Here is a 14,836-nt window from a genome sequence, read left to right as displayed (position 1 = left end):
TGATGCAATGAAAAAATCCCCGGCCCAGGTCGGGGATTTTTTTGCCTGTGCCATTTTTGGGGGCTGCGAAGCGCCCCGGCTATCTTCAGTCGAACCGGTAGATGTCCATCCCCAGCGCCCCCAGGGTGAAGCCTTGGTGCACAATCCCGAACCTGTCCCCGGCCCCCATGGCAAAGAACAGCGGTAGCAAATGCTCGTCGCTGGGATGGTTGCGTGCCGCAAACGGCGCCTGTTTCCGGTAGTCCAGCAGCGCCGCCTGGTCGTCTGCCTGCAGCCGCTCCACCACCCAGTCGCGAAACGCCAGCGCCCAGGGTTCGATCACATCCGGCCCGGCGTGCCAGTCCAGTTCACCGAGGTTGTGGGTAATGCTGCCGGAGCCAATCAGCAGGATGCCTTCCTCTCGCAGCCCAGCCAGCGCCTGGCCGACCTTGACCTGCAACCCGGGCCCCGCCCGGCTGGGCAGCGATACTTGGATGACCGGAATGCTCGCATCCGGATACATCAGCGACAGCGGCACCCAGGCGCCATGATCGAACGGTCGTTGCGGGTCCAGGCGCGCCTGCAACAGTTCAGCCACCCGGCTGGCCAGGTCGGGTTCGCCAGGCGCCGGATACTGCACCGCATACAGCGCCGGCGGGAAGCCGTAGAAGTCGTGCCAGGTCTCTGGTCGCGCGCCACTGGTCACCAGCAGCTCATGGCTTTCCCAATGCGCCGACACCACCACGATCGCCTTCGGCCGTGGCAGCGCGTTGGCCAGCCCGGCCAAAGCCGGCCCGCTGGCGCCCGGTTGCAGGGCGAGCATGGGAGAACCGTGGGAAATGAACAGGCTGGGCAGCATGGCGGGGTCCTGAAGGTTAAGATGCAATCATCTTCGATCAACTACCGATCGAAATCCAAACCAAGTTTTACCGGCAAACCATCTAAAAATCGGGAGTAATCATGGAACCAGCGTTCTGGCAGAAGCGGTGGGCCGACAACCAGATCGGTTTTCATCAAGCACGGGTGAACCCTTTTCTGCAGAAGTATTGGCCGCAGTTGCAGCTCGCGCCGGGCAGCCGTGTGCTGGTGCCGCTGTGCGGCAAGAGCCTGGACCTCGCTTGGCTGGCGGGGCAGGGGCACCGGGTGTTGGGCGTCGAGTTGTCACGCCAGGCAGTGGAGGCCTTCTTTCGTGAGCATGGGCTGGAGCCACAGGTCGCGCAGCAGGGGGCCTTCGAAGTCTGGCGCAGCGGTGATGTGGAGCTTTGGTGCGGCGACTTCTTCGCTTTGCGCGTGGAAGATGTGGCGGATTGCGTGGCGCTCTATGATCGCGCCGCACTGATTGCCTTGCCAGCGCAAATGCGTGCGCACTACATGCGCTTGCTTGCACAGGCATTGCCGGCCGGTGCCGGGCTGCTGCTGACCCTGGATTACCAGCAGGAACTGCTGGCCGGGCCGCCGTTTTCGGTGGCTGACGATGAAGTGAGGCGCGGGTTTGCCGGTTGGCAGGTTGAGGCGCTTGACGAGCAGGAGGTGATCGGCGAAAGCCCGAGGTTCCAGGAGGCGGGGGTCAAGAGCCTGGTCGAACGGGTGTACCGCGTGCAGTTTTGAGTGAAAACGAAAAAGGGCGACGGAGGTCGCCCTTTTCTTTACCGGTTGGATCAACCGCGGCGGCGCAGGGCCTCGATGCGGTCTTCCAGTGGCGGGTGGCTCATCAGCAGGCCAGCCAGGCCGTGCTTGAGGCCGCCATTGATGCCGAAGGCCTTCATGGTGTCAGGCATGTGCACCGGCAGGCCCTGTTCCACGCGCAGACGCTGCAGTGCGCCGATCATCGCGGCGGTACCGGCCAGTTGCGCACCGGCTTCGTCGGCACGGTACTCGCGGCGGCGCGAGAACCACATGACGATCATGCTGGCCAGAATGCCCAGGATCAGCTCGGCGACGATGGTCGCCACGTAGTAGGCGATGCCCTGGCCTTCTTCGTTCTTGAAGATCACCTTGTCGACGAAGTTGCCGATGATGCGGGCGAAGAACATCACGAAGGTGTTCACCACCCCCTGCACCAGCGCCAGGGTGACCATGTCACCGTTGGCTACGTGGCCGATTTCGTGGGCCAGCACGGCGCGCACTTCATCGGGCGAGAAGCGCTCCAGCAGGCCCTGGGACACGGCTACCAGCGCGTCGTTGCGGTTCCAGCCGGTGGCGAAGGCGTTAGCCTCGTAGGCCGGGAAGATACCCACTTCGGGCATCTTGATGCCGGCCTCGCGCGACAGCTCTTCGACCGTTTGCAGCAGCCACTGCTCGTGGCGGGTGCGCGGCTGGCTGATGATCTGGGTGCCGGTGGTCATCTTCGCCATCCACTTGGAGATGAACAGCGAAACCAGGGAGCCGGCGAAGCCGAACACGGCGCAGAACACCAGCAGGCTGCTGAGGTTGAGGTCAACCCCGTTGGCGGCCATGAACCCGTTGAAACCGAACAGGCTCAGGGTAATGCTTGCAACCAGCACCACCGCGAGGTTGGTGGCTACAAACAACAGAATGCGCATCATGGTTGTTACGTTCTCCTGACGGATGAGTTGTTGCTTACTGCGGGGTATATAAGGTGCCGGTCGCCGGGTTTCAATCGGGCGACTATTTCAAACTGTGTACGGCGGAGTATGGCAGAGGTTTCTGCGCGGACTGTGAGATAGAGCGTTGCAGGATGTAAGAAACATTCTGCGAGATTGCAGGGGCTGCTTGTAGGAGCGGCCTTGTGTCGCGAAAGGGGCGCAAAGCGCCCCCCCCAGGGCCTTCAATTACTGCGAATAGGTCCGCAGGAAATTACCGATCCGCCCGATCGCCGCCTCAAGGTCATCCACCCGCGGCAAGGTCACCACGCGGAAGTGGTCCGGCCACGGCCAGTTGAACGCCGTACCCTGGACGATCAGCAGTTTTTCCGACAGCAGCAGGTCGAGGGCGAACTTCTCGTCGTTGAGGATCGGGCAGACCTTCGGGTCGATCCGCGGGAACGCATACAGCGCGCCCATCGGCTTCACGCAGCTGACGCCCGGAATGTCATTGAGCAACTCGTAGGTGCGGTTGCGCTGCTCCAGCAGGCGGCCCGGCGGCAGCACCAGGTCGTTGATGCTCTGGTAGCCACCCAGGGCGGTCTGGATGGCGTGCTGGGCCGGCACGTTGGCGCACAGGCGCATGTTGGCCAGCATGTCGATGCCTTCGATGTAGCTCTGGGCGTGGTGCTTGGGCCCGGAGATGATCAGCCAGCCGGAACGGAAGCCCGCCACCCGGTACGACTTGGACAGGCCGTTGAAGGTCAGGCACAGCAGGTCCGGGGCCAGCGAAGCGGTGCTGATGTGCACGGCTTCGTCGTAGAGGATCTTGTCGTAGATCTCGTCGGAGAACACCACCAGGTTGTGCTGGCGGGCCAGCTCCAGCATGCCCAGCAGCAGCTCCTTGGAGTACACCGCGCCAGTCGGGTTGTTGGGGTTGATGATCACCAGGGCCTTGGTGTTCGGGGTGATCTTGGCCTTGATGTCTTCCAGGTCCGGGAACCAGTCGGCCTGCTCGTCGCACAGGTAGTGCACCGGCTTGCCACCGGCCAGGCTCACGGCAGCGGTCCACAGCGGGTAGTCAGGGGCCGGGATCAGCACTTCGTCGCCGTTGTTCAGCAGCGCCTGCATCGACATCACGATCAGCTCGGACACACCGTTGCCGAGGTAGATGTCCTCGATGGTGACGCCTTCGATTTCCTTTTGCTGGCAGTACTGCATCACCGCCTTGCGCGCGCTGAACAGGCCTTTGGAGTCGCTGTAGCCCTGGGCGGTCGGCAGGTTGCGGATCACATCCTGGAGGATTTCGTCCGGCGCTTCGAAGCCAAACGGCGCCGGGTTGCCGATGTTCAGCTTGAGGATGCGATGGCCTTCCTCTTCCAGGCGTTTGGCGTGCTTGAGCACCGGGCCGCGAATGTCGTAGCAGACATTGGCGAGCTTGTTCGATTTGCTGAACTGCATGATGGGATCCCGATTGAGAATACGCACTGCCATTTCGAAAGGTTTGAAAGGGCAGGAAGCGGGTGCCAGACTGGAGGCCTTGCACACGAAGCCAACTAATATACGTGCCACCCGCGTTACGGAAAAGACGGCGCGAGGTGAAATTCAGCCTGCCGAGGTTCACTTATGCAAAAGATCGACAAGACACTTGAAGAATGGCGCGAAATGCTCGACCCCGCGCAGTATCAGGTGTGCCGCCTCAAAGGCACCGAGCGGCCGTTCAGCGGCAAGTACAACAGCGAACGCCGTGCCGGCGTGTACCACTGCATCTGCTGTGACCTGCCGCTGTTCGACTCGCAGACCAAGTTCGATTCCGGCTGCGGCTGGCCGAGCTTCTATGCGCCGATCGAAGAAAGCGCGATGGTCGAGATTCGCGACACCTCCCACGGCATGATCCGCACCGAGGTCACCTGCGCCCGGTGCGACGCCCATTTGGGCCATGTGTTCCCCGACGGCCCGCCACCGACCGGCCTGCGCTACTGCATCAACTCGGTGTGCCTGGACTTCAAACCCCGTGACGGAGCCTGAGAATGGCCGGATCGATGCTGGACATCCCTTGTGTGACCCTGGGCGGTGAGCAGAAAAAGCTCGGCGACTTCGCTGGCAAGGCGCTGCTGGTGGTCAACACCGCCAGCCAGTGCGGCTTCACCCCGCAGTACCAGGGCCTGGAGCAGCTGTGGCGGGACTACCGCGAACGTGGCCTGGTGGTGCTGGGCTTCCCTTGCAACCAGTTTGGCAAGCAGGAGCCGGGTGATGCGCGGGACATTGCGCAGTTCTGCGAGGCCAATTTCGGCGTGAGTTTCCCGCTGTTTCGCAAGATCGACGTCAATGGCCCCGGCGCCCACCCTTTGTTCGTCGAGCTGAAGCAGCGCGCCCCTGGCCTGCTCGGCACGCAGAAGATCAAGTGGAACTTCACCAAGTTCCTGCTCGACCCGGCCAGCGGCAAGGTCACGCGCTACGCGCCGACCACCAAGCCACAGGCGCTGCAAGCCGACATCGAGCGCCTGCTCAGCCGCTGAGCGGTACCCAGTGGTCGATCAGCGCCAATAGCTCTTCGCGGCGGAACGGCTTGGCCAGATAGTCGCTCATGCCCGCCGCGCGGCAGCGCTCGCGCTCTTCGGGCATGGCGTTGGCGGTCAGGGCGACGATCGGCAGCTCCGGCCAACGCCCGCTCTGGCGAATCCGCCGGCTGGCCTCGTAGCCGTCCATCACCGGCATGTTGCAATCCATGAGCACCAGGTCGAAGTCTTCGCGCTCCAGCCATTCCAGGGCCTCGACGCCTTGGGTGGCGATTTCCACCTGGCAGCCGAGCTTGGCCAGCATGCCCTTGGCCACCAGCTGGTTCACCGGGTTGTCCTCCACCAGCAGGATGCGCGCACGGCCCTCGGTGGCCGTGAGCAGCGGGGTGGCCAGTGGGTGTTCCGGGGCATGCCCTTGCAAGGTGCGGCGCAGGGTCTGATACAGCGCGTTGCGTGCCAACGGCCGGGCCAGCTGGTGCAGCGGGGCCAGTTGTGCCGATTGCTCTCCAGGGAGGAAGTTGCCATAGGCGGTCACCAGCAGGATCGGCGCCTTCAGTGCCGGGCGCAGCTGTAACAGCTGCTCCAGGTCGTCGGTGATCAGCAGGTCGATGCTGCCGTCGAGCGCTGCGCGGCTGTCGTGCCGTTGGTAGTCCAGCCCCCAGCCCGGCAGCAGCCCCTGCAGCAGCTCGCTGAGGCCACTGCCGGCGTCGCTGAGGGCGACGACCTTGCCCTGCAGGGCGGCCGGTGCGATGGCCTCGGTGTGGGTGGGCAACGGCAGCTCGGCGCTGAAGCGGCTGCCAAAGCCAGGCTCGGACTGGATGTGCAGGTGCCCCTGCATGGCCTTGCACAGGTTGCGGGTCAGGGCCAGGCCCAGCCCGGTACCCCCGTACTGGCGGGTGATGCCGGCACCGGCCTGGGTGAACGGCTGGAAGATCCGTGCCTGGGCCGCTTCGGGAATGCCGATGCCGGTGTCGCGTACCTCAAGGCGTACACCGCCGACGATGCGCGCCAGGCGCACGTCGACGCGGCCGAAGCGGGTGAACTTGAGGGCGTTGGACAACAGGTTGCTGACCACCTGGCGTACCCGCGTGGGGTCGCCGAGCACCGAACTCGGAAAGTCGCCAGCGATCAGGCAGGTCAGCTCAACGTTCTGCGCGGCGTTCTGCGACAGCAGGTTGGCGGTGTCCTCGACCATGGCGCCCATGTCAAAGGGGATACGCTCCAGTTCCAGCTGCCCGGCATCGAACTTGGACAGGTCGAGAATATCGTTGAGCAATTCCACCAGCACCTTGCCCGAGTCGTGGGCAATCGACAGCTGCTGGCGCTGTTCGCCGGCCAGCGGGCTGTCCAGGGCCAGGGCGATCATGCCGAGCATGCCGTTGAGCGGGGTGCGGATCTCGTGGCTCATGTTGGCCAGAAACGCGGCACGCGCCTGGGCCATGTCCAGGGCACGCTGGCGGGCTTCTTCCAGCTCCTGGTTGGACTGGCTGAGGCGATTGTTGCTGGCCTTGAGCTCTTCGGTGCGGGCCGAGACGATGTCTTCCAGTTCATTCAGGTACTGGGTCAGGCGGTTCTCCGCAGTGCGCCGCTGCTGGATCTCGGTGGCCATGCTGACGAACTGCTGGTTGGCGACCCGGACGAGCACGCCGATCTCGTCCTGTTCGTGGCCGGGCGGGCAGTCCACCCGGGTTTGCCCAGGCTGGCGCGGGTCGCGCCCGGTGAGGGCGGCGATCACGGTGACCAGCGGTTTGGTCAGCATCATGTAGAACAGCGCGAGGAGGATGCCGGTGAGCACCAGGCTGCGGGCGAAACCATTGAGCAGGGTGACCCCGGCGCGGTCGAGGAAGCGGCTGCCGAAGGTGTAGGTGTCGACGTCCAGGTACAGTGTGCCGAGGTATTCATCGGGCATGTGGGTCAGGTACAGGCGCTCCTTGAACTGGCGCTTTTCGCCGAACAGAAAGTCGCTCAGCGGCCGGTAGCGGTCCTCGAGCCGTGGCCGTTCGACATCGGCCAGCACCGTTTCGTTGTTGTCGATCAGCCGCGCACGGATGACCGCCGGCGATTCGAGCAGGCCGCGGGTGAGCTCCAGGGCCAGTTCTGCATCGATGTTGTAGGCGATGCGCGAGGCCGGGTTGTGGCTGATTTGCAGCAACGCCCGCACTTCACGGTTGATGGATGCGTCTTCGCTGGCATAATCGATGCCGATCTGGATGAGACTGAGCAATGTTCCCAGGATGAAGCCGACCAGGACTGTCAACCGGGCTTGCTTGTATGACAGGCGATTGGTGAACTTGATATCCATGAGTCCCGAGCCGGTTTACGTCCCTTGCGCTGCGCAAGCATAGCCGATCAGCCCCGGCTGCTGGCGGGCCTGTCACACATTCAGCTTTAAATCTCACCTGTCTTGCTAGGAGTCGTCATGGACGCTCGCTTGAATGCTTTCCTGGAACGCGCCGAGTCGGTGTTGGCGCGTCTCGAACCCTTGTTGCCGGCGCCGCGCCCGCAGATCGACTGGAGCACCACCCTGGCTGCGCGCTGGCAGCGTGATGGCCGCACAGGCTACCTGATGCCGCTGCAAGTCAGCCTGGACATCCGCCTGAGCGACCTGATCGGTGTCGACAAGCAACGTGACCAGCTGGGCCGCAACACCCACCAGTTCATCAACGGCATGCCGGCCAACCACGCTTTGCTATGGGGTTCGCGTGGCACCGGCAAGTCGTCGCTGGTACGTGCCCTGCTGGCCGAGCATGCGGGCGCCGGGCTGCGCCTGATCGAAATCGAACGCGACCACCTGGCCGACCTGCCGCGCGTCGTCGAGCAGCTGCAGAAGCTGCCACAGCGCTTCATCCTGTTCTGCGACGACCTCTCGTTCGAAGCCGGAGAAGGCGACTACCGGGTGCTCAAGAGCGTGCTCGACGGTTCGCTGGAGCAGGCCCCGGACAACGTGCTGCTGTACGCGACGTCCAACCGCCGCCACCTGGTGCCGGAAAAACAGAGCGACAACGAAAACTGGAAGATGGTCGACGGCGAACTGCACCCCAACGAAGCGGTGGAGGACAAGATCGCCCTGTCCGACCGTTTCGGCCTGTGGCTGTCGTTCTACCCGTTCAGCCAGGAACATTTCCTTGACGTGGTCGAACACTGGATCGGCCAGTTGGCCCGCCCTGCAGGCCTGGCCTGGCAGCGTGACGAAGCCCTGGACATTCTCGCCGTGCGCTGGGCAACCGGGCGCGGCAACCGTAATGGCCGTTGTGCCTATCAGTTCGCCCGCTACTGGGTCGGGCTGCAATTGCTGGAGCAAAAGTAAACATGATCGACCTCAATGCCAGTGGCGCAGGCCTCGACGGCTACAACCTGCTGGCCGCGCAAGTACAGGCGCTGTTTGCCGACGAGCGCGACTTCATCGCCAATGCCGCGCAGTTTTCGGCGTTTCTCTACAACCAGGTGGACGACCTGAACTGGGCGGGGTTCTACCTCAACCGCAACGAAGAGCTGGTGCTCGGCCCGTTCCAAGGGCAGGTGGCCTGTGTGCGCATACCGTTCAGCAAGGGCGTGTGCGGCGCGGCTGCAGCCACCCGGCAGACCCAGCGGGTCGAGGACGTGCATGCGTTCCCGGGGCATATCGCTTGTGACAGCGCGTCCAACAGCGAGCTGGTGATTCCGCTGGTGAAGGACGGGCGGTTGATTGGGGTGCTGGACCTGGACAGCCCGAAACTGGCGCGTTTCAGTGAGGCGGATCAGGTGGGGCTGGAGAGGTTGGTGGCGATCTTTCTGGAGCTGACCGACTGCTGATGTTGCGTTGCCTGTACCGGCCCCATCGCGGCTGAAGCCGCTCCTACAGGGATCGCACCCGACCTGAGGGCAGTGCAACACCTGTAGGAGCGGCTTTAGCCGCGAGAGGCCGGTACAGGTCAACGGATCAATCGTAGATCACGCGCTTCTTCCAGGTCTCTTCGTCATCGGTCTTGAGCCCCTGGGTCAGTTCGTTCTGCTCGTTCTCCGCCGGTTCCATCTTGTCCAATACCTGGGCATTGGCCCGCGCCAGCAGTTTCTCCAGATAGGTCAGCTGCTCTTCATACACCTTCGGTTCCGGCTGCTTGCGCAGGTATTGCACGCCGCGCTCGAACGCCAGGCGCGCCTGGCCGGGCTGCTCCTGCTGCAGGGCCTGCTGGCCGAGGTTGTTGAAGAACTCGATGTGCAGCAGCACCAGCATGTGGCGGATTTCCCTGACCCAGTGCTTGCCTTCGTTGGTCTGCAGGACGTTTTCCTGGGTGCCTTTGACGATCTGGGTGTGCAGGGCTTCAAGCAGGAAGCGCACATCCTTGGCTTTGGCCTCGGTCTGGATCGGGCAGGGCGGGTTGTTCACCGGAATGCGCTCGCCTTGGGCAATCAGCCCTTCGAGTTCGGCGACGCGTGCCTTGAGTTGCGCATTGTGCTTGTCCAGCGCCAGTTGCCGCTGGTTGAGGTTCAGCTCCAGGCGTGCCAGCAGCAGCTTGAGCGCTGGGGTCATGAACTGGCCCGGGAAGGTCTCGGTGATTTCGCCGCAGCGGCGCACCCGGTCGGCGAGTTCGATTTTCAGCCGCGCGCGTTCAAGCTTGCTGTTTTCGACCACGTTGTTGAGGTAGCCGATCACGATCAGCAACGCGATACCCGCCACGATGAGCAGAGTGATCAGAAGTGGTGTCACCGTTAACGCCTCATTGAAGAAGAATTACAGCTTTGAGTGTAGTGAGTTTGCCAAGGGGCGAATAGCAGCACAGGCAATCCCTTTCTCTATATCGGCCACGCCATCCGCATCTGCACCCCAACCAGCCCGGAAGTCATTGATTTAAATAAATTTCTACAAAGGGGTTGACGCCTGTCCGAACCCTCCATAGAATGCGCGCCACTTGCAGCGTAAAGCACACAGCGAAACGCGGCAGGGAGTGAAAGCAGGCAGCAATGCCAGCAGCGTGTCCCCTTCGTCTAGTGGCCTAGGACACCGCCCTTTCACGGCGGTAACAGGGGTTCGAGTCCCCTAGGGGACGCCAAATTGCGGGAATAGCTCAGTTGGTAGAGCACGACCTTGCCAAGGTCGGGGTCGCGAGTTCGAGTCTCGTTTCCCGCTCCAAATTCTCCGGCAACGCTTAACGGCGCGGCAGGAAATAAAAATCCAGTCTGGATCGTGAGGTTCAGGTGCTGGTGCACTGAAAAGTGTTGTGTGTCCCCTTCGTCTAGTGGCCTAGGACACCGCCCTTTCACGGCGGTAACAGGGGTTCGAGTCCCCTAGGGGACGCCAAATGCGGGAATAGCTCAGTTGGTAGAGCACGACCTTGCCAAGGTCGGGGTCGCGAGTTCGAGTCTCGTTTCCCGCTCCAGTTTAAATACTGTGGCGTTCGCACGGTGCAGTGGTGGTGGGGGTCGTCAAGGCGCCTCACGCCGATTAGCGGTAAAGCTTCACATTGCGGGAATAGCTCAGTTGGTAGAGCACGACCTTGCCAAGGTCGGGGTCGCGAGTTCGAGTCTCGTTTCCCGCTCCAATCTAGAAAAGCCACTCTTTCGAGAGTGGCTTTTTTTTGCTTTTCGTTCCTGCCAAGCTCTCGAAGCCCTCAAATTAATACTCTATCTCCAACGCGATACGCCGATGTGATCAGCCGATGTGATCAGGCCTGTCAGACCCGCCTCCTAGAGGAATGCTACACGCCAGAAGTAGCTAAGTAACCTGTCAAATCTGCCAGTAGCCACGAGTCGACAACGGGTAAAGACTGATCTGTGCGCGCCGCATTGTGATGTGTGCGCATCCATTCCTAACACCGAGGGCGGACGAGATATGTCTACTGATAGCCAAGTGGCAACGTATGATCCATTAGGCTGGGCAATGATTGGAGCGACGGATAGAAACAAAACCAATCAGCTCTTGCTTCAGGTATTTATTGGTCGCTTTAATTCATCCAGTTTTCTTCCCCCTGTAAGCGGGGTCATTTCTGGGGCGGGGGGAGAATGGCGTACTAAAATCGAAAGTTTCTTGTTAAGTGAACCCCGCCTGTATTTTGAGTCGACGGGCCTGAACGACTCCAAGGCGAACCTGAAAATGCAGGTGCTGGGTGGGAACCAAATAGAGGAAAAATTCATCAACGGTAATTGGCAAGCTCAGTCGATTGAATATATAAGTCCGGCGCAAGGGCCGGAGTTGCTACTTAATTTAATGTTGCCTGATGCGCCGGTAGTCGTGGGGAAAGACGATAGTTTGTTCTTTGACCTGAAAAACAGTGATGATTTTGTCTTGACCTCAACGGACGAGGACAGCGATGAGAATCCGGGCGGTGATTTTTTCAAGATTTTGTTCGGCAGGTTGGAAGACGATAAGCGAATATACCCGTTTGGAAAAATTGATAGAGGTTCCATCCCTTGGTTTCAGCCCAGCAAAGTCCTGCTGCGCACCCAGAAACATCCATCCGTTAAAGATGAAGGCGCTGTGTTGACGTTTATGCAGGTTGAGGGGGCGCCTTCAGGTGTGCTACCTGATGAGAACTTTCAGTACATGTTGAGTGGGGGTATATCAGCGCGCATTATATTCAACCAAGATTATGTGCTTCTGCCGTTGATACAAAAGGGTGTGGTGAGCGCCTATAATGGTACAGATTTTAAATTGGTAAAAGATGAGAAAGGGCGGTATCGGCAGGCGGGGTTGAAAAGAGGGGCGCTGAAAGTACCAGCCAGCACTTTCCAAGACGAAATGGATATTGGTCAACTGCTTCCGTTGATTTGCCAGAGCGAATGGGCTGTCGATGCAATGGATCTTCCAGGGGGGGAGCCACTGACGCTCACCTTGAATGAAGGGGGTCTCACGGTGGAAGGCCTGAACGTAAACGCCCACATCGGTGTCGTTTTTTCAAAATTCACTGGAACGAAGGCGTTTTTCTTTTACCTTTCGGACGATAAACATGAGGATTTCCTCAAGGGTGTTGGTGAGTTCTTTCCTTTGGCTGAGCAACATAAATATGTGGCTAGGGTGGTTTATAGCGGCGATTTTAGCACAGCGCCCCACGTTGAGCTGATTGGGGTTACGGATCAACAAGCGGCAAGCGCCACCGAGAATAAGCGAGTTACTGAAGATTCATCCCGGCAAGCGCCAGAATTCAGTGAAGAACTCGACCCTTGGGACAGGGGTAAGTACCTTGCCAGTAGAGTAAAAGCCAAGTTCGACCGTGGCGGATATTCAGAGATGGCTAAGCAGCAATTGAGTGCATTACTCGCCCGCCAGTTTTACGCTCCCGCAGATACAGGTCCGCTTGTTGAATTGATAAAGTTCAATTTTGGCGAGGCTATCAAGATAACGTCCGTCAGGCTGATTGATCGTAATCCTGTCGTTGTTGGTGAAATCAGTCCAGTGCTCACAAATTTCACCCTTGATAAGCTGAACGTCACCGTCGCTGCAGGCGAGCAGCACCCATTCAAGGTCTTACCCGAGCAGGATCAAATTGATTGGCGGGTGGATGACCCGCGAAGCCCTGAGGAAGCGGGTTTCATTTCACCTGACGGGCTCTATACTGCACCTGATAAGGGTTTCATTGAAGGCTTGTTCACGCACGTGCGGGTCGTGGCTGAAAATAAGACAACAAAAAATCGCTCTGCTGCCTTGATCACCGTGCTCAAAGACCCACTGATCGTGAACCCGTTGATCCAATCGACCTTGAAGCAGACGCGCAAACTCAAGGCGGGTGTCTTGGGCGATGCTGAGCAGTTGACCTGGAGTATCAAAAAAACGGGAACGCAAGGCACACTCGATAAAACGACAGGTCGCACGGTCATTTATACGCCCTCGAGCAATTTCGGCGATGACCCTGACACCATTTTTGTAGTGGATGAGGTGACCGTGACCAACGGCAAGGAGTCCGCGACCAGCTACATCGTCAATCGTAAGTCAGACCCCGTCAATGTGATTGTGCCCACGGTAAATACCGATACAAATACCGTGCAATGCCAGGCTACGGTTAACAACAAAGAACTTCCGGCGAAGTGGGAGGTGTTGCAAGGTCCAGGCAAAATTCACCCCGACAGCGGCTTGTATGAGGCCGATACCGCGTCAAGCCAGCGTTTCGTATTGCTCTATTCGCGAGCAACCGTAGCAACTGAGTTTGGTGCTTTTGTTTTCGACGGCTACCTGATCCTCCCGCTCCCCCTTGCCGAGAAAGCCCGCGCCCTGCCCGGCACGGTGGAAGTTTCTTCAGCCGGTGAGATCATGCGTGAAATTCGCCCCATGAACTGAGCCTCGATCGCCAAAGTGCGCGTGTCGGTATGCCCGACACGCGCTTTTTTTGGTCATTCAGTCAGCATGGGTTTCAGCTCGCCAAAGGGTCGCCAGGTAAGTGAATTGTCGAACGTGGTGTAAGCCAGAATGTGCAGCGGCTGGAGCCGAGCGAAATAGTCGACGTCGGCTTTGCTGAAGGTGCCGATCTGCACTTCGCCAGTCGTGCTGGAAACCGCTGTGGTCCCGATTGGCCGCCGCAGATTCTCACCGGTGCTACGATCAAGCCCATAAAGTTCCAGCCTGACAAGCTGGCCCATGGCAATGAATGGCCACGCCATGACGCTTACCTTTGCCAGGCTATCCACCAGCTGCTTGGCGCTGAGGTATCCGCCGTTGGTCTTGTCGCATCTGAGTGTCGGCATGTCGGTTACCCTATCGACTTTCAACGTGTGCGGGTTTGAGGGGGCCCACTCGCCGTCGAGTTGCAAGACTTTGTAATACAGGGTCAGGGTGTAGCCCGCTTGTTCGGCCACCTTGTCGGGCGGTATGTGATAAGCACGCTTGCCTGGTTCGATCGGTGTTCTGGTCGAAAAGGCGCCGCGCGAACCGGGCAAGCCCCAGAAAACCTCGATGGTTTCGCCTGGGTCGATGATTTCCTCGCTGTCGGTGACTTGCAGGGTTGCGCCGGATGTGGCCATGTTGGGCCGCAGTGTGCTGGCATTGGCGCCGCCCTCGGCTTCCTTGAGGGTGGGTGGGGGGAGGGTACGTGGTCCAGGTGTGGCTTTGGCGATCAAGGGTTGGTCCTTGCCCCTCTGCACGCCCGTCTGGGCACGGTCCTGAATACTGAAATAGGCGAAATGCGGGCCGTCCTTGAGCCGGATGGCGTCGCCCGGGATGCTGATCTGCAGCGGCTGGCCGGCTTCTGCCTTGCTCAAGATCTTGCGGCCGACTTCGCCCGGGCCACCAGGCACCGTGTCCCAATACCAGATAAGCAGGTCGCCGGCGTTGCCCCCTTCGTAGGCCGTGGTGGTACCTTTGAGCTCATCGCCGTTTTCCCTCAGGTACTTGTCGGTCACACCGGCCGAGACGACTTCTGGCGGGAAGGTGATGTAGCTCATGGCGGGCAGCACGGGGGGGGTTTTGTCTACGGTAACGGTCTGCACAATAGACGTGGCATCGTTACCATCGCCCAGCTTCACGTGGTAATACAGAGTGTGCAGGCCGTCGCCCATGCGCTCGACCGGCACCAGGATGAACAGTTCCTCTGGCAGGACCTCGGTTTCCCAGGTTCTGCTATCCACTTCGGTGTCATCCCAGTAAAGGGTGAGCGTTTCCGGAAATTGCGGTGAGGGTTCGGAGTTTTTCCACATCTCGAACTCTACCCGCAACGGCTCGCTCGTGGCGTCTATCGGCAGCAGGTTATGCTGGCCATCGGTGATATTGGGCAGCAACTGCAGAATTCTGGGAAGCGGGAGTGTTGGGGTTGTGTTAGCTGATGGTCTGGCAGTGTCGGCTGCCGGTGGGGAAGCGGGGTGTCTGGAACCTTTCATGGCGTAATCCCTCAA

11 protein-coding genes, 5 tRNA genes and 1 pseudogene are annotated in these 14,836 nt (G+C 60.2%); 11 read left to right on the top strand and 6 right to left on the bottom strand.

Going from position 1 to position 14,836, the window contains the following annotated elements:
* Positions 1–85: 85 nt before the first annotated feature.
* Complete coding sequence (locus ACQKPS_RS13650) at positions 86–838, bottom strand: DODA-type extradiol aromatic ring-opening family dioxygenase (RefSeq protein ID WP_427604462.1); 753 nt, start codon at positions 836–838, stop codon at positions 86–88.
* A gap of 101 nt (positions 839–939) precedes the next feature.
* On the opposite strand from ACQKPS_RS13650, the gene ACQKPS_RS13645 reads away from it, so the two are divergent.
* The gene (locus tag ACQKPS_RS13645) at positions 940–1,587 is read left to right on the top strand and encodes a thiopurine S-methyltransferase (RefSeq protein WP_427604460.1); all 648 of its coding nucleotides are present in this window, start codon (positions 940–942) and stop codon (positions 1,585–1,587) included.
* A 50-nt stretch (positions 1,588–1,637) separates the two neighbouring features.
* Here the strand turns inward: ACQKPS_RS13645 and htpX are convergent, their stop codons facing one another.
* Together htpX and ACQKPS_RS13635 are read right to left on the bottom strand one after the other, a co-directional pair.
* Positions 1,638–2,525 (bottom strand): protease HtpX, encoded by an 888-nt coding sequence (gene htpX / locus ACQKPS_RS13640; RefSeq protein ID WP_003259721.1) that lies wholly within the window; start codon positions 2,523–2,525, stop codon positions 1,638–1,640.
* 246 nt (positions 2,526–2,771) lie between these two features.
* Complete coding sequence (locus ACQKPS_RS13635) at positions 2,772–3,983, bottom strand: pyridoxal phosphate-dependent aminotransferase (protein ID WP_012313392.1); 1,212 nt, start codon at positions 3,981–3,983, stop codon at positions 2,772–2,774.
* A 165-nt stretch (positions 3,984–4,148) separates the two neighbouring features.
* On the opposite strand from ACQKPS_RS13635, the gene msrB reads away from it, so the two are divergent.
* Together msrB and ACQKPS_RS13625 are read left to right on the top strand one after the other, a co-directional pair.
* Positions 4,149–4,550, top strand: a complete 402-nt coding sequence (gene msrB / locus ACQKPS_RS13630) for a peptide-methionine (R)-S-oxide reductase MsrB (protein WP_313201725.1) — start codon at positions 4,149–4,151, stop codon at positions 4,548–4,550.
* A 2-nt stretch (positions 4,551–4,552) separates the two neighbouring features.
* On the top strand, positions 4,553–5,041 hold the full coding sequence (locus ACQKPS_RS13625; RefSeq protein WP_427604457.1) for a glutathione peroxidase: 489 nt from the start codon (positions 4,553–4,555) through the stop codon (positions 5,039–5,041).
* Here ACQKPS_RS13625 and ACQKPS_RS13620 read toward each other — a convergent pair.
* A pseudogene (locus tag ACQKPS_RS13620) lies at positions 5,031–7,384 on the bottom strand (response regulator). The gene ACQKPS_RS13625 and the pseudogene ACQKPS_RS13620 overlap by 11 nt on opposite strands.
* A 76-nt stretch (positions 7,385–7,460) precedes the next feature.
* Here ACQKPS_RS13620 and ACQKPS_RS13615 point away from each other — a divergent pair.
* Both ACQKPS_RS13615 and ACQKPS_RS13610 read left to right on the top strand, forming a co-directional pair.
* Positions 7,461–8,348, top strand: a complete 888-nt coding sequence (locus ACQKPS_RS13615) for an ATP-binding protein (RefSeq protein ID WP_254480935.1) — start codon at positions 7,461–7,463, stop codon at positions 8,346–8,348.
* 2 nt (positions 8,349–8,350) lie between these two features.
* Complete coding sequence (locus tag ACQKPS_RS13610) at positions 8,351–8,833, top strand: GAF domain-containing protein (RefSeq protein WP_254480934.1); 483 nt, start codon at positions 8,351–8,353, stop codon at positions 8,831–8,833.
* Positions 8,834–8,960: 127 nt separating this feature from the next.
* On the opposite strand, the gene ACQKPS_RS13605 is transcribed toward ACQKPS_RS13610, so the two are convergent.
* Positions 8,961–9,728, bottom strand: a complete 768-nt coding sequence (locus ACQKPS_RS13605; RefSeq protein ID WP_427604454.1) for a hypothetical protein — start codon at positions 9,726–9,728, stop codon at positions 8,961–8,963.
* Between the two features lie 267 nt (positions 9,729–9,995).
* On the opposite strand from ACQKPS_RS13605, the gene ACQKPS_RS13600 reads away from it, so the two are divergent.
* From ACQKPS_RS13600 to ACQKPS_RS13575, 6 genes are all read left to right on the top strand, one after another.
* A tRNA-Glu gene (locus ACQKPS_RS13600) sits at positions 9,996–10,071 on the top strand.
* Positions 10,072–10,075: 4 nt separating this feature from the next.
* Positions 10,076–10,151: transfer RNA gene (locus ACQKPS_RS13595), tRNA-Gly, on the top strand.
* 92 nt (positions 10,152–10,243) lie between these two features.
* Positions 10,244–10,319 (top strand) — tRNA-Glu (locus ACQKPS_RS13590).
* 3 nt (positions 10,320–10,322) lie between these two features.
* Positions 10,323–10,398, top strand: a tRNA-Gly gene (locus ACQKPS_RS13585).
* Positions 10,399–10,484: 86 nt separating this feature from the next.
* Positions 10,485–10,560: transfer RNA gene (locus ACQKPS_RS13580), tRNA-Gly, on the top strand.
* A gap of 290 nt (positions 10,561–10,850) precedes the next feature.
* On the top strand, positions 10,851–13,289 hold the full coding sequence (locus tag ACQKPS_RS13575; protein ID WP_427604452.1) for a hypothetical protein: 2,439 nt from the start codon (positions 10,851–10,853) through the stop codon (positions 13,287–13,289).
* A 53-nt stretch (positions 13,290–13,342) separates the two neighbouring features.
* Here the strand turns inward: ACQKPS_RS13575 and ACQKPS_RS13570 are convergent, their stop codons facing one another.
* On the bottom strand, positions 13,343–14,722 hold the full coding sequence (locus ACQKPS_RS13570) for a hypothetical protein (RefSeq protein ID WP_427604450.1): 1,380 nt from the start codon (positions 14,720–14,722) through the stop codon (positions 13,343–13,345).
* Between the last annotated feature and the right edge of the window lie 114 nt (positions 14,723–14,836).

Origin of the sequence: Pseudomonas sp. NPDC086566 (assembly GCF_050280885.1) — a bacterium.
Classification (GTDB): Bacteria; Pseudomonadota; Gammaproteobacteria; order Pseudomonadales; family Pseudomonadaceae; genus Aquipseudomonas; species Aquipseudomonas vlassakiae.
Note: the sequence above shows the minus strand (reverse complement) of the source record. Positions and strands in the feature narration are given on the sequence as shown.

Coding starts and splice junctions, on each gene's coding strand:
- ACQKPS_RS13650 (WP_427604462.1), bottom strand. CDS start 838: ATGCTGCCCAGCCTGTTCATTTCCCACGGTTCTCCCATGCTCGCCCTG.
- ACQKPS_RS13645 (WP_427604460.1), top strand. CDS start 940: ATGGAACCAGCGTTCTGGCAGAAGCGGTGGGCCGACAACCAGATCGGT.
- htpX (WP_003259721.1), bottom strand. CDS start 2,525: ATGATGCGCATTCTGTTGTTTGTAGCCACCAACCTCGCGGTGGTGCTG.
- ACQKPS_RS13635 (WP_012313392.1), bottom strand. CDS start 3,983: ATGCAGTTCAGCAAATCGAACAAGCTCGCCAATGTCTGCTACGACATT.
- msrB (WP_313201725.1), top strand. CDS start 4,149: ATGCAAAAGATCGACAAGACACTTGAAGAATGGCGCGAAATGCTCGAC.
- ACQKPS_RS13625 (WP_427604457.1), top strand. CDS start 4,553: ATGGCCGGATCGATGCTGGACATCCCTTGTGTGACCCTGGGCGGTGAG.
- ACQKPS_RS13615 (WP_254480935.1), top strand. CDS start 7,461: ATGGACGCTCGCTTGAATGCTTTCCTGGAACGCGCCGAGTCGGTGTTG.
- ACQKPS_RS13610 (WP_254480934.1), top strand. CDS start 8,351: ATGATCGACCTCAATGCCAGTGGCGCAGGCCTCGACGGCTACAACCTG.
- ACQKPS_RS13575 (WP_427604452.1), top strand. CDS start 10,851: ATGTCTACTGATAGCCAAGTGGCAACGTATGATCCATTAGGCTGGGCA.